This window comes from Brevundimonas sp., from assembly GCF_047617075.1.
Classification (GTDB): domain Bacteria; phylum Pseudomonadota; class Alphaproteobacteria; order Caulobacterales; family Caulobacteraceae; genus Brevundimonas.
Genome location: NZ_JBLGCI010000002.1, coordinates 87,188 through 101,332, shown reverse-complemented (window position 1 = coordinate 101,332; position 14,145 = coordinate 87,188). Strand labels below are relative to the sequence as shown.

The 14,145-nt window shown below is 66.7% G+C and carries 11 protein-coding genes; 6 read left to right on the top strand and 5 right to left on the bottom strand.

Features of this window, described 5'->3' with window-relative positions:
- The first annotated feature begins 6 nt into the window (after positions 1–6).
- The gene (gene tcmP / locus ACI8U3_RS02415; RefSeq protein ID WP_415013269.1) at positions 7–1,170 is read left to right on the top strand and encodes a three-Cys-motif partner protein TcmP; all 1,164 of its coding nucleotides are present in this window, start codon (positions 7–9) and stop codon (positions 1,168–1,170) included.
- On the opposite strand, the gene ACI8U3_RS02410 is transcribed toward tcmP, so the two are convergent.
- Together ACI8U3_RS02410 and ACI8U3_RS02405 are read right to left on the bottom strand one after the other, a co-directional pair.
- Positions 1,171–1,827, bottom strand: coding sequence for a DsbA family oxidoreductase (locus tag ACI8U3_RS02410; RefSeq protein ID WP_415013268.1), 657 nt, complete (start codon positions 1,825–1,827; stop codon positions 1,171–1,173).
- A 273-nt stretch (positions 1,828–2,100) separates the two neighbouring features.
- A complete protein-coding gene (locus ACI8U3_RS02405) occupies positions 2,101–4,329 on the bottom strand; it encodes a TonB-dependent receptor domain-containing protein (RefSeq protein ID WP_415013267.1) in 2,229 nt (742 codons plus the stop codon).
- Positions 4,330–4,567: 238 nt separating this feature from the next.
- Between ACI8U3_RS02405 and ACI8U3_RS02400 the strand changes: the two genes are divergently transcribed.
- Together ACI8U3_RS02400 and ACI8U3_RS02395 are read left to right on the top strand one after the other, a co-directional pair.
- Positions 4,568–5,638: a type I restriction endonuclease gene (locus tag ACI8U3_RS02400; RefSeq protein WP_415013266.1), complete on the top strand. Its 1,071-nt coding sequence runs from the start codon at positions 4,568–4,570 to the stop codon at positions 5,636–5,638.
- Positions 5,639–5,641: 3 nt separating this feature from the next.
- Positions 5,642–6,421: a DUF4145 domain-containing protein gene (locus ACI8U3_RS02395; protein WP_415013265.1), complete on the top strand. Its 780-nt coding sequence runs from the start codon at positions 5,642–5,644 to the stop codon at positions 6,419–6,421.
- Positions 6,422–6,513: 92 nt separating this feature from the next.
- Here the strand turns inward: ACI8U3_RS02395 and clpB are convergent, their stop codons facing one another.
- A complete protein-coding gene (clpB, locus tag ACI8U3_RS02390; protein WP_415013264.1) occupies positions 6,514–9,102 on the bottom strand; it encodes an ATP-dependent chaperone ClpB in 2,589 nt (862 codons plus the stop codon).
- Between the two features lie 205 nt (positions 9,103–9,307).
- Here clpB and ACI8U3_RS02385 point away from each other — a divergent pair, with 205 nt between their 5' ends.
- Entirely contained in the window at positions 9,308–11,212 is a 1,905-nt protein-coding gene (locus tag ACI8U3_RS02385; protein ID WP_415013263.1) for a BCCT family transporter, read from the top strand.
- A gap of 15 nt (positions 11,213–11,227) precedes the next feature.
- Here ACI8U3_RS02385 and ACI8U3_RS02380 read toward each other — a convergent pair whose 3' ends face one another.
- Together ACI8U3_RS02380 and ACI8U3_RS02375 are read right to left on the bottom strand one after the other, a co-directional pair.
- Positions 11,228–12,670 (bottom strand): sensor histidine kinase, encoded by a 1,443-nt coding sequence (locus tag ACI8U3_RS02380; RefSeq protein ID WP_415013262.1) that lies wholly within the window; start codon positions 12,668–12,670, stop codon positions 11,228–11,230.
- On the bottom strand, positions 12,667–13,416 hold the full coding sequence (locus tag ACI8U3_RS02375; protein WP_415013261.1) for a TVP38/TMEM64 family protein: 750 nt from the start codon (positions 13,414–13,416) through the stop codon (positions 12,667–12,669). The genes ACI8U3_RS02380 and ACI8U3_RS02375 overlap by 4 nt, the downstream gene beginning before the upstream one ends.
- Positions 13,417–13,540: 124 nt before the next feature.
- On the opposite strand from ACI8U3_RS02375, the gene rpmH reads away from it, so the two are divergent.
- Together rpmH and ACI8U3_RS02365 are read left to right on the top strand one after the other, a co-directional pair.
- Positions 13,541–13,675, top strand: coding sequence for a 50S ribosomal protein L34 (rpmH, locus tag ACI8U3_RS02370; RefSeq protein ID WP_003164000.1), 135 nt, complete (start codon positions 13,541–13,543; stop codon positions 13,673–13,675).
- Positions 13,676–13,704: 29 nt separating this feature from the next.
- Positions 13,705–14,142 (top strand): ribonuclease P protein component, encoded by a 438-nt coding sequence (locus tag ACI8U3_RS02365; RefSeq protein ID WP_415013260.1) that lies wholly within the window; start codon positions 13,705–13,707, stop codon positions 14,140–14,142.
- Positions 14,143–14,145 lie beyond the last annotated feature (3 nt).

Sequence of the window (14,145 nt, the reverse complement as noted above, 5' to 3'; positions counted from 1 at the left end):
TCGCTTATGGCGCGAGACAAGGCATCATATCTGGGCCGAGAACAGGCCTTCGTTAAACACTATTTGCTTGAGACCTACCTTGAGCGGTTATTTCAAATCACCGCCAGCCGCTTCGATCAAATCGTCTACGTAGATGGCTATTCCGGCCCTTGGCAGAGCCAAGGCCAGTCCTTGGAAGATACGTCGTTCTGCATAGCGCTCAGCGCGCTCAGAAAGGCGAAATCATTCCAGGCCGCAAGAGGCAAGGCTATTCAAGTCCATGCCCATCTGGTCGAGAAGTCCCCTCGGGCCTATCGCCTCCTTGAGACGATAACACCCAAATTTCCGGACGTTCGGATATCTACCTACAAGGCAGATTTTCGCAGCCAATCTAAAGCCATCGCCGCTCAGATACCTGAGGGCGCGTTCACCTTTGTACTCATCGACCCAAAGGGCTGGAGAATAAACACAGCTGAGCTCGCTCCGCTGCTTCGGCGCAAGAACTGCGAAGTGCTTTTTAACTTCATGTTCGATTTCGTTAATCGTGCAGCCAGCATGACAGAGGCCCCGACGGTAGCCGGCATCAACGAACTCATCCCCGGCGGTGAGTGGCGTGAGCAGCTAGCGGCGCTAACCGCAACGGGCGCGACCCCTGCTGAGCGGAAGCAGATACTGATTGGTGCCTTCTCACAGGGGCTTGCTGATATTGGAAATTTCAAGTTCGTCGCCGAGACCCCGGTCCTCCGTCCCCTCCACGACAGGGTTCTTTACTCCCTGATCTTTGCGACCAAAAAAGCGCGGGGATTAGAAGTATTCCGTGATTGCCAACTTCTTGCCTTGACCGAACAATCCAAAATCCGTGGCGAGGCAAAACTAAGAGATATTTCAACCAAGGCAAATCAGTTTGAGATGTTCGGATCTGTCACAGAGATGGCTCCGGACGACACTTTGTTGGATCTTCCCGCCGAAATCCGCCGGGCGGAAGCCACTCTCATGTCTCTAATTCCCCTCACGCCGGACAGCGTCGCCTATGGTGACGTTTGGCCTCAAGTCCTTGCCTCACACGTCGTCCGCCGGATGCACGTGGGTCAGATGGCAGCTCAGATGAGAACCAAGGGCCAACTGCGATTCGAAGGTTGGCCGCCGCGCAAACGAACGCCTGACGATGAGTACCGGGTTTCTAGGATTTGATTACGCCCCCGCCATCTTCCTGAGCGCCTCCTCAAACACCCCCGCCGGCTGGCCGCCGGAGATCAGCCACTTCCCCTCCACCACCACGGCGGGCACGGCGTTGACGCCGCGCGCGCGCCACAGGGCCTGGGCCTCGCGCACCGCGTCCACATAGCGGCCCGAGGCCAGCACCTCGGCGGCCCCGGCGCGGTCCAGGCCGGCGGCCTGCGCGGCCGCGGTCAGTTCGCCCGCGTCGGTCAGGTTGCGGCCCTCGGTGAAGTGGATGTGGAACAGGGCCTTCTTCAACTTCGCCTGTTGCTGCGGACCCGCCGTCTCTCCGGCCCAGTGCAACAGCCGGTGGGCGTCGAAGGTGTTCCAGATGCGGCTGTCCGCATCCATGCGCATGTCGAAGCCGACCTCCGCCGCCCGCGCGGTGATGTTGGCCCGGTTGGCCGCCGACTGCTCGGGCGTCGCGCCATATTTGCGGCCGATGTGCTCGGTGATGTTCTCCCCCTCGGGCGCCATGTCGGGGTTCAGCTCGAACGGCTGGAACCGCACCTCCGCCTCGATCCCCTCGCCCTTGAGCGTCTCCAGCGCCGTCTCCAGCCCGCCCAACCCCACCACGCACCAGGGGCACACCACGTCCGAGACGAAATCGATCTTCAGGGTCTTTGTCATGGATGGCACATGGGGGGCGGTGCGGGCCGGGGGAAGGGGCGTCGCCCCCTTGTCATCCCGGACGCGCAAGGCGCGATCCGGGACGCACAGCTCGCTCCCATCACCCGCCCGGAAGGCGCGCCTGTCCGGGCGACCGGTCGTTGCGGCCGCGCGGCTCCCGGCTCAGCCCTGACGGGCTGTCCGGGAGAGACTGAATGGCTTCCGGGCCGTCCCGGCTCTTCGCCGCTGCGCGGCTCGGCCGGGATGACAAGGGGACTGTGCGCCGCCTTCGGCTCACCCCCCCGTGGGCGCGGTGGAGAAGTCGAACTGTTCCGGCTGGCGGCGGGGGCCGGAGCCGAAGCTGTAGCTGAGGCCGATGTAGAAGGCGCGCAGGCGGATGTCCTGCTGGAACCGCTCGCGGAACAGGGGCGTCTCGAACGTCGTGTCGTTGCTGAAGCTGTTCAGCACGTCGCGCCCGGTGATGTTCAGGGACAGCTTGTCCGTCAGCTTGCGGCGGTAGCCGATGTTCAGCATGCCGCCGGCCTCGCGCGTGCCCTGGGCCAGCAGGGTCTCGCCCTGCCAGAAGCCGGACACCTGCACGAAGTCCTCCTCCGTCGGCTGCCAGTTCAGGCTGACCCGGCCGCTGGCCAGGGTCGCCTCGCGCTCGCCGCCGCCGGGAATGCCGGTGGAGTCGATCTGCTGGCGGAAGACATTGACGCTGCCGTTGTAGCGCAGGGTCGGGCTGAGGCGGCCGCTGGCGGTCAGCTCCACCCCCGCGTCCAGGCGCGAGCCCAGGTTCTCGGGCCGGGTCAGCAGGACGCCGCCGCCCACGTCGGTCACGGCCTCGGTGAAGGCGCCCTCGGTGTCCCGCACATAGGCGGTGGCCTGCCAGAAGGTCTGGCCCTCGCGGCGCTGCCACATCAGCTCGAAGGAGTCCGTCTCCTGCGGCTCCAGATCCGGATTGCCCGAGCGCAGGTTCTGGGGATCCTGATACGAGACGAAGGGGTTCAGCTGAGTCAGCTGGGGCCGCTGGATGCGGCGCGAATAGCTGGCGCGCAGGGTCTGGTCGTCGGTCAGCTGATACTGGACGTGGGCGGACGGATAGGCGCGGAAGTAATCCTGGGAGGCCGAGACGCCGCCGGTCAGGTCGTCCACGCGGATGTCCGCCTGCTCCAGCCGCAGGCCCCACTGGGCCGACAGCTTCTCGCTCAGCGGCCGCTCATAGGTGCCGTAGAGGGCGTGCACCGTCTGGCGACCCTCGAACCGGTTGCTGAGGCCGGGGATGACGGTCAGGCCGGCCTCGGACGGGCCGCGGGCGAATTCCACGTCCTGTTCCGGGCGCTGCTGGTTCAGCTCATAGCCCAGACGCAGCTGGCCAGCCTCCTCGAAGGGCCGCACATAGGCGCTGGTGAGGCCCACGCTGGCCTGTTCGCTGTCCTGGGCGGTGCGCTCGTACAGGTCCGGCGCGGCCGGCGCGGCGAACCGGCTGACGGCCAGGCCGCCGCTCTCGTTGGTGTTGGCGTCATAGCGCAGCTCGTTGGACCACTCGTGGCCCGCGTCGTCGAACCGGTGCACCACCCGCGCCGTGCCGCCGAAATTGGCGAAGTCAAAGCCCACATCGGTGTCGCGCGTATAGGCGGCGGTCACCGCGCCGCCGGCGTCGCGGGTCTGGAACACCGCGCTGTTCAGGCCGTCGCCGGAGAAGGCCACCCCGCGCAGCTCGCCGCTGAGGCTGGTGCGGTCGGTCAGGCGGTATTCGGCGGTGAAGCGGCCGAAGGCGCCGCTCTGGTCCATGTCCATGGTCTGGTCGGTGGTGGTGGTGGACACCACGGCGCCGGTGGCCGGATCCAGCTGCTCCCGCTCGCGCTGGAACGAGAACTGGTTCGGGTCGGACCGGTAGCTGAGATCCCCCGACAGGGTCAGGTCGTCCTTCTGGCGCGAGCCGCTGAGCCCCAGGTTCCAGCGCCCGTCATCGCCCACATTGGCCCGCACCGAGCCGGTGGACTGCACCCCCCGGCGCGGCGCCGTGGGCCGGGTGATCAGATTGATGACCCCGCCGGAGCCCTCGGGGCTGTAGGCGGCGGACGGATTGGTCATGACCTCGATGCGGTCGTACTGGTCCGCCGGCAGTTGCAGCAGGGCCTGGCCCCGGCCGGGACCGGACAGGATGCCCGAGGGGCGCCCGTCCACCAGGATGGTGACGCTGGAGTCCCCGCGCAGGGACACCCCGCCCTCCGGGTCCACGTCCACCGAGGGGATGTTGCGCAGGGCGTCCGCCAGACTGCCGGTGGTCGCCTGCAGGTCGTTGGCCAGGCTGTAGCTGATGGAATCGATGGAGGTGCGCACGGCGGTGGGATCGGTGGTGACCACCACCTCCTCGACCGTGGTGGCCTCTTCGCCCTCGGCGGGGGCGTCGGCCGTTTGCGGCGGGGCGTCCTCGGCCGGGGCGGTCTGGGCGTGGGCGGGGGCGCCGATCAGGGCCACAGCGGCGCCGGCCAGCAGGAGAGTCTTCAGTCGCATCATGATGGTCAGCCCCCTCGGACACACACGGTCCGCTCATGGTCGCCGATAGCAGGGTTGCGGCGGGGGCCTGAGTTAAATCGCCGTCATGAAACGGCGCGATTTCAGAAGGTTACGGGGGCGTTACGCTTGGGGCGGGATTGGGGCGGTCTTGTGCGGGTAAGGCACCAGATCAAATAACGATGGACGACGAACGCTGGTCCATACATCCTCCGCGTGTTCATGGCGCTGGGAGGGGCATATGGATCTGGCTGCGAAACTCGGAGAGTTGCACAAGCGCACTCTCGAACACCGGGAAGTGCTGCTGACTGAAGAGGCGGCGAAGACCGCGCTGGTCATGCCGTTCATCCAGGCGCTGGGCTACGACATCTTCAATCCGGGCGAGGTGATCCCCGAGTTCACCGCCGATGTCGGGATCAAGAAGGGCGAGAAGGTCGATTATGCCATCTGCAAGGATGGGAAGGTGACCATTCTGGTGGAGTGCAAACCCGCCTCGGTCGAACTGAGCATCAACCACGCCAGCCAGCTTTTCCGCTATTTCAGCGTCACGGAGGCCCGTCTCGCGATCCTGACCAACGGCGTCGTCTACAAGTTCTTCTCGGACGTCGAACGCCCCAACAAGATGGATGACAAGCCGTTCTTCACCTTGTCGATGGACGCCATCCGGCCCACCGATGTGAAGACGGTCGAGAGCTTCTCGAAGGCCACCTTCGACGTGGACCGGATCGTTCAGGAGGCCGGCAATCTCAAGCTTCAGTCGCTGTTGCGAAAGGAACTGGAGCGGGAGTTTGCGGAGCCGTCCGAGGAGTTCGTGCGCATGATGGCGGCCCGCGTCCATGACGGGCGAGTGACCTCGGCCGTGAAGGACAATCTTCGCAAGCTTCTGGTCGGGTCCATCGCCAGTTTCGTGCGCGATCTAGTCAATGAGCGGCTCTCGTCGGCGCTGAACGCATCCGGCGGCGACAACGAGACGCCGAAGAGCGATGCAGAGATCGGCGACATCGGCATCGCCACCACCGCCGAGGAAATTTCAGCCTTCCACATCGTGCAGGCCATCGCCTCGCGCCACGTGGATCCCAAGCGGATCATCATGCGAGACGCCAAGTCCTATTGCGCCATCCTGCTGGACGACAACAACCGTCGGACGCTCGCGCGGCTGCATTTCAACGGGATCACGACGAAGTATCTGGGCACGTTCAAGGCCAAGGATGAGGAGCGGCACCTGCTCGACGACCTGACCGACATCTACAAGTTCGAGAAGCAGATCAGCGCGCGGATCGCAGAGTTGGAGAGCGGGAAGGGTGAGGGTTGATTAATGGCTGTGAGCATCGCACCACAACTAGGCCTCTCTTCATTCTCCTGCCCCCACTGTCATGCACTAGCACATCAAGATTGGTTCTTAGCGTACGCAAAAGAGGGGGATAAAGGATGGACTCCGACTTCTTGGGAACCACAAGAAGCTGAGGAGCGAATCAAGAAAGAGAAACTAGATGATGGACTAGTCGACTTTCTTCGGCTCCTTGCGTCCCCAAAGCCATTTAGGTCTTCAGAGGGAGCGAGCATATACGCCTATTGGATGCCCAACATATCTCTGAGCGAATGTTTTAGCTGCAAGCAAACTGCTGTATGGCTAAAAAACAAACTGATTTTTCCGAATAACGAATTCGCCCTTGAAGCAAACGATGATCTCCCGGCGGACATTAAGAGAGATTTTGAAGAAGCCGTATCCATTGTTGGAAATTCCCCGCGCGGGGCAGCGGCCCTTTTGCGGTTATGTATTCAAAAAATTTGCGTCGAACTGGACCAGCCGGGCAAAAATTTAAACGCTGACATCGCCGCTTTGGTGAAACTGGGGCTAAGCAAAAGGGTGCAACAAGCGCTAGATCTCGTAAGGGTCGTGGGAAATGATGCAGTTCACCCCGGTACGATTGATTTGAGGGACGACGAGGCTACCGCTAGGCAACTATTCATACTGGTGAATTTGATTGCCGACAGCATGATTTCGCAACCAGCTCAAGTTGATCGGATGTACAAAAATCTCCCCCAAGAAAAACTCGCTCAAATCGAGATGCGTGATCGAGATAGGACGGAATAGGTCTTTCAGATAAGCGCACTAATGCACCGCCGCCTTCCCGTCCCGGCTCTCCGCCGCGCTTCAGCCGGGATGAAGCCCGGGCAGCCCAGGTCCTAGTGGACCTGGGCTTTTCCTATAACCAACCCATCCGCCCCCGCTGACACCGCGATAACCCCGCCGTCCTCGATCTCGCCGGCGAGGAGCTTTCTCGCGATGGGGTCGACCAGGTCCTTCTGGATGACGCGCTTCAGGGGGCGGGCGCCGTAGACGGGGTCGTAGCCGCGGTCGGCGAGCCACGCCAACGCCGCGTCGTCTATGGACAGGGTCAGGCGGCGGTCGGCCAGCAGCTTTTCGAAGCGGGCCAGCTGGATGCGGACGATGCCGGCCATCTGGTCGCGGCCCAGGCGCTGGAACAGCACGATCTCGTCGATGCGGTTCAGGAACTCGGGCCGGAAATGGCCGCGCACGGCCTCCATGACCAGCGGGCGCACGGTCTCCACGTCATCGCCCTCGCCCTGCCCGGCCAGATACTCGGACCCCAGGTTGGAGGTCATGATGATCAGGGTGTTGCGGAAGTCGATGGTGCGGCCCTGGCCGTCGGTCAGGCGGCCGTCGTCCAGCACCTGCAACAGGGTGTTGAACACGTCGGGGTGGGCCTTCTCCACCTCGTCGAACAGGACCACCTGATAGGGGCGCCGACGCACCGCCTCGGTCAGGGCGCCGCCCTCGTCATAGCCCACATAGCCCGGAGGGGCGCCGATCAGGCGGGAGACGCTGTGCTTCTCCATGTACTCGGACATGTCCAGCCGGGTGATGGCGGCGTCGTCGTCGAACAGGAACTCGGCCAGCGCCTTGGTCAGCTCGGTCTTGCCCACGCCCGTGGGGCCCAGGAACAGGAAGCTGCCCAGCGGGCGGTTGGGGTCGTTCAGCCCGGCGCGGGCGCGGCGCACGGCGTCGGAGACGGCGGCCAGGGCCTCGTCCTGACCCACCACGCGAGCCCGCAGCGCGTCCTCCATGGACAGCAGCTTCTCGCGCTCGCCCTCCAGCATCTTGTCCACGGGCACGCCGGTCCAGCGGCTGACCACGGCGGCGATCTGGGCGGCGTCCACCACCTCGGGGGTCAGGGGGCCGGCGGCGTCGGCCTCGTTCTTCTCGGCCTCGGCCAGCTGTTTCTCGATGCCGGGGATCTGGCCGTAGGCGATCTCTGACGCGCGGGCCAGGTCGCCGGCGCGCTGGGCGGCGGCCAGTTCGTTGCGCAGGCGGTCGAGGGTCTCGCGCAGCTGGGCGGACTGTCCCACCTTGTCCTTCTCCGCCTTCCAGCGGGCGGTCAGGTCGTCGGACTCGGCCTGCAAGCCGTCGATTTCCTCGTCCAGCTTTTCGAGGCGCGCCTTCGAGGCCTGATCGGTCTCCTTCTTCAGGGCCTCGCGCTCGATCTTGAGCTGGACCAGACGGCGGTCGATCTCGTCCAGGGCCTCGGGCTTGGAATCCACGGCCATGCGCACGCGGCTGGCGGCCTCGTCGATCAGGTCGATGGCCTTGTCGGGCAGGAAACGGTCGGTGATGTAGCGGTTGGACAGGGTGGCGGCGGCCACGATGGCGCCGTCGGCGATGCGCACCCCGTGGTGGACCTCGTACTTCTCCTTGAGGCCGCGCAGGATGGAGACGGTGTCCTCCACCGTCGGCTCGTCCACGAACACCGGCTGGAAACGGCGGGCCAGGGCGGCGTCCTTCTCCACGTGCTTGCGGTATTCATCCAGCGTCGTGGCGCCGACGCAGTGCAGCTCGCCCCGCGCCAAGGCGGGCTTCAGCAGGTTGGAGGCGTCCATGGCGCCGTCGGTCTTTCCGGCGCCCACCAGCGTGTGCATCTCGTCGATGAACAGGACGATCTGGCCCTCGGCGGCGGAGACTTCGTTCAGCACGGCCTTGAGCCGCTCCTCGAACTCGCCCCGGTATTTCGCCCCGGCGATGAGGGCGCCCATGTCAAGGGCCAGCACCTTCTTGTCCTTGAGGGACTCCGGCACGTCGCCGTTGACGATCCTCAATGCGAGGCCTTCGACGATGGCGGTCTTGCCGACGCCGGGCTCGCCGATCAGGACGGGGTTGTTCTTGGTTCGGCGGGCCAGCACCTGAATGGTGCGGCGAATCTCTTCATCCCGACCGATGACCGGGTCCACCTTGCCGTCGCGGGCGGCCTGGGTCAGGTCGCGGGCGTAGCGTTTCAGGGCGTCATAGGCGTCTTCGGCCGCGGCGCTGTCGGCGGTCTTGCCCTTGCGCAGTTCGTTGATGGCGTCGTTCAGGGCGTCGGGCGTGGCGCCGACGGAGGCCAGCACGGTGGCGGCGACCCCGCCCTCTTTCGCGATGGCGTGCAGGACGCGCTCGGTGGTGACGAACTGGTCGCCAGCCTTTTTCGCGGAGCCTTCCGCGGCCGCGAAGACCCGGGCGGTGTCGCCGTCCAGATACAGCTGGCCCGAGCCGCCGGAGACCTGTGCCCGCTTGCTGAGGGCGGTCTCCACGGCGGTTTCCGCCTTGGCCGCGTCGCCACCGGCGGCGGTGATCAGATTACGGGCCAGACCGTCGCGCTCCTCCAGCAGCACCTTGAGCAGGTGCTCGGGCGCGAACTGCTGGTGGCGGCGGGCCAGGGCCAGGCTCTGGGCGGACTGGATCGCGGTCTTGGCGCGGTCGGAATAGAGGTCGAGGTTCATTCAAGCATCCCCTGCGCACCCCCTGATGGGCGACGCGCTTTCTCAGTGGGCCGATACGGACAAGCCGCATCGGTCGCGGCGGATAATGCGCCCCTCGGCGCCCTTCGGAAAGCGACGCCATGAGCGGTCGGGGTGGAAGTGGGTGTGGCGATTTCGCAACGCAAGGGGTCGCGGAACCGGCGGAGCGCCGCTACGCTCCGGTCCCATGATCAAGTCAAAGATGAACCCGCGCGTGTTCTGGGGCGCCAGCCTCATCATCGGCGCCCTCCTGGCCGCCGCCCTGATCGCGCCGGGCGCCTCGGACTACGCCTTCGGTCACGCCCAGGATTGGGTCATCGCCACCTTCGGCTGGTTCTATGTGGCGGCGGTGGCCGGGTTCCTGCTGATCGTGCTGTGGCTGGCCATCGGCCCCACCGGGCGGCTGAAGCTGGGGCCCGACGACTGCGAGCCGGATTTCCCCTATCTGTCGTGGCTGGCCATGCTGTTCGCCGCGGGCATGGGCATCGGCCTGATGTATTTCGCCGTGGCCGAGCCGGTGCAGCACTACGCCGCCCCGCCGGACGCCGAGCCGGGCACCTTCGCCGCCGCGCGCGAGGGCATGGTCATCACCTTCATCCACTGGGGCGTGCACGCCTGGGCCATCTATGCGGTGGTGGGGTTGAGCCTGGCCTATTTCGCGCACCGCAAGGGCCTGCCGCTGACCCTGCGCTCGGGGCTGCATCCGCTGCTGGGCCGGCGCATCAACGGGCCCATCGGCGACGCGGTGGACATCTTCGCCATCTGCGGCACCCTGTTTGGCATCGCCACCTCGCTGGGGCTGGGGGTGGCCCAGATCAACAGCGGGCTGAACTATCTGACCGGCATGCCGACGGGCGCCTGGGTTCAGGTGGGGCTGATCGCGGCGGTCATGGGGGCGGCGACCATCTCGGTGCTGACCGGGCTGGACCGGGGCGTGCGGCGGTTGTCAGAGCTGAATCTGGTCATCGCCGTGGGCCTGATGCTGTTCGTGCTGATCGCCGGGCCGACCGGCTTCCTGCTGAAGGCGGCGGTGCAGAATTTCGGCCTGTATCTGGATCATTTCTTCGAGCGCACCTTCAACCTCTACGCCTATGAGCCGCGCGGCTGGATGGCCGACTGGACCCTGTTCTATTGGGCCTGGTGGATCGCCTGGTCGCCGTTTGTTGGCATGTTCATCGCCAGCATCTCGCGCGGCCGCACGGTGCGCGAGTTCGCCGCCGGGGTGCTGCTGGTGCCCACCGGCTTCACCTTCCTGTGGATGACCATCTTCGGCAACACGGCCATCGCCATCGACATGGGCGTGGCGGCCGGCGCCATCACCCAGGCGGTGCAGACGGACCTGTCCACCGCCCTGTTCCAGTTCTTCGAATATCTGCCGGGCACGGCGGTCACCTCGACCCTGGCGGTCATTCTGGTGGCGGTGTTCTTTGTGACCAGCGCGGATTCCGGCTCGCTGGTGATCGACACCATCGCCTCGGGGGGCGCGGACGACACGCCCCGCTGGCAGCGGGTCTACTGGTGCTCCATGGAGGGGCTGGCCGCGGCGCTGCTGTTGCTGGCGGGGGGACTGGGGGCGCTGCAGGCCGCGACCCTTGTGGCCGCCCTGCCGTTCGCAGTGATCATGATCCTGTTGACCGCCGGGCTGGTGCGCCAGATGAACGCCGACGCCGCCGGGCGCGAGATCGACACCGAACAGCCGCCGCTGGCCGAGCGGGTCAAGCGGCTGCTGGCCCCGGCCCGGCGCCGCGACATCGACCGCCAGATCGAGCGCCACGGCGTTCCGGCCATGGAGGGCGTCGCCGCCGCCCTTAGCGCCGAAGGGATCGAGACGGCGGACGTGGCCCTGCGCGAGGACGGCGCCGACCTGACCGTGCACCATCCCGGCTGGGCCGACTTCACCTGGCGGCTGACGGCGGGCTCGCGGCCCCTGCCCGCCCTGTCGCCGCTGGAGGCGCCCGAGGACCGGCGCACCGTGGAATGGCGCCTGACCGCCCAGGCCCAGGGCGGCCGCCGTCAGGACGTGACCGGCTTCACCCGCGCCCAGATCGAGGCGGAGATCCTCGACGATCTGGCGAAATGGCGACGGGGCTGAAGCCCGGACAGCGCGTCAGGAAACAGCGTCCCGGCCGTTGGGAATCACGAGCCGGAACACCGTGCCTTCGGGGCCCGTAGAGGTCAGACTCAACGCGCCGCCGTGGTTGGCGGCCAGCTCCCGCGCTATGGCCAGACCCAGGCCCGTGCCCCCCCGCGAGCCGGCCACGAAAGGCTGAAACAGTCGCTCGGCCACACGGGGCGCGATGCCCGGCCCGTCGTCGGCGATGGTCAGGACGATCCTGCCGTTCTGGGCATCCGCCTCTACGGTCACCTTGCCCCGGGCGTCCTCGCCGCGCGCGGTCTGGATGGCGTGGCGGGCGTTGCGCATCAGATTGACCAGGATGCGGTGCAGCTGGTCCGGGTCCGCCTGGATTGTCGCTCCGGCGGGAATTTTACGCACCAGACGAACGCCGCGCGGCTCCAGCCCCGCGTCCTCGGCGGCGGCGGCCACGGCGGTCTTGAGCGCCAGGGACTGACGCTCAGGCTCAGGCTCGGCGGTCTTGCCGTAGTCCAGCACATGGGTGGCCAGGCTGGAGGCGCGATCCAGCGCCCGCTCGAGGCGAGGCAAGGCCTTGGCCACCTGGGGATCGGCGCTGGCGGCCAGACGGTCGGACGCCATCTGGGCCGAGGTCAGCATATTGCGCAGGTCGTGATTGATGCGGGCCACCGCCTCGCCCAGGGCCGCCAGACGGGCGCGGGAGCGCAGGGCCTGACGCACCTCTTCTTGCATGCGGGCCAGTTCGTCCTCGACCCGGCCGATCTCGTCGCGGCGGCCCTGCGGCGGTTCGGACGCGGCCTCGGGGTCGGCGCGGAACCGCTCGATGGAGGCGGTGACCCGGCGCATGGGGCTGAGCACCAGCAGGGCCAGGGCCGCATAGAGCAGGCCTCCCGCCGCGCCCGCCACCACCAGCGAAAGCAGCAGGCTGTTGAACAGATAGGCGCGCAGCTCCTGACGCAGGGGCTCGGCCGGGGCCACCACCTCGATGAAGTCGCCGGAGCGGTAGCGCGGCCGCGCCATCACCCGCAGCGAGCGCTCCGGATGGCCCACCAGGGTGCGCCAGGGATCCATCAGGCGAGCGCCGGGGTCGGACTGGCGCAGGTCGATCAGTTCGGGCGTGCGCGGCAGGGCGGGCGCCTGCAGCAGCAGACGGCGCACCCCTTCCTCCTGAACCGCCACGGCCTGGACGCCGCTGATCTGCAGCAACTGGCGGGCGGTGTCGTCCTCCACCAGCGAATAGGGCAGTGCCTCGACGCCCACCGAGGCCAGCTCGGCGGCGCGGATGCGGTCCAGCAGCCAGCGCTCGTGGAACGAGGCCGCGCTGGGCGCCAGGATCAGCCCCACCACCGCCAGGGTGAACACCCCGGTCAGCAGCAACAGCCGCGCCGACAGGCCGTCCGGCCCGCGCAGGCGCGGCAGGCGCGAGCGCATCATGCCGAGGCCGCCCGCCCGCATCATGCCGCCGTTTCCGGCGCGCGCCGCCTCAGCCGCCGCATGATGAGCGGCAGCGCCAGGGCCAGAAAGGCGACGCCCATCAGCGGCCATGCGAACTCGTTGAACAGGGCGCGCAGGTCAGGGTCCTCATTGACCGACAGAATGTCGTTCAGCCCGTCCCCGATCCAGCAATAGATGAGATGCGCGGGCAAAAGGCCGATGAAGGTGGCCAGGGCATAGGGCTTCAGCGGCGCCGAAACGATCCCTGCCGCCACATTGATCAGATGGAACGGCACGGTCACCACCAGCCGCGAGACCAGCACATAGCGGAAGGTGTCCCGGTCCACGCCCTCGCAGACCGCCTGCACCACCCCCTGCCGGCGGGCGGCCCACTCGCGCAGGGTCTCCCCCAGGGCCGATCGCCCGGCGGCGTATACAACCAGTGCGCCAAGGGTGGCCCCAAGGGCTGTGGCCACGCCCCCCACCCATGTTCCGTAAAGGTATCCGGCGGTGACCGTCAGGAACACCACGCCGGGAATGACGCTGGCGGTCAGCAGGGCGAACAGCAGGATCAGGCCCAGCAGGGTCAGCACATAATGGTCCGCCACAAAGGCGTGCAGGGCCTCGCCATGATCCTTCAGGGTGTCCAGCGACAGATAGCGGTTCCAGCCCATGCCCAGAATGAGGGCCGCCAGGGCGACGACGCCCAGAAGGGGCGCCAGCCGGATGACCCATTGCCTGACCGTGCGCTTGCCCATGGGCCGCTTCATTCTCCTGAAGGCGCGCGGAAAGCCCGTTCGCCGTTGACTCCCGGACCAGCCCGACTTATACGCCCGCCCTTCCTGCAGCGGACACCCTTGCCCGCCGCACCACTCAGATTGCCGGAGCCTTATCGTGAAGCGGACCTATCAGCCGTCCCGACTCGTGCGCAAGCGCCGTCACGGCTTCCGTTCGCGGATGGCCACCAAGAACGGTCAGAAGATCGTTGCGCGTCGTCGCGCCAAGGGCCGCAAGCGCCTGACGGCGTAAGCGCCCTCTGCGCTTTTTTCAAAGGGCGCATGACGGACCATCCGTTCAAAATCGAACGCCTGAAATCGCGGCCCCAGTTTCTGGCGGCCGCGAAAGGCGTTTCAAAGGCCTCCGGCGCCGTGGTTGTTCAGGCCCTGGACCGGGCCGACGGCCGGGCTGCGGTGGGGGTCGGCTTCACCGCCACCCGCAAGGTGGGCGGCGCCGTGATCCGCAACCGCGCCAAGCGCCGTCTGCGCGAGGCCGCGCGTGCGCTTTTGCCGCTGCACGCCCACCCGGGATACGACTATGTTCTGGTGGCCCGCCAGGGCACGCCCGACCGCCCCTGGGACCGATTGCTTGACGATGTGAAAAGCGCGCTGATAAGGCTCGCGCCCAATCCCGGCCCGGCGCCCGCGCCCCCGGCCGCTTCGTCGATCTCCGACGTCTCTTCAACGCCGACCCGCGACCCTTCCGGCCAGGACCGCTGACCC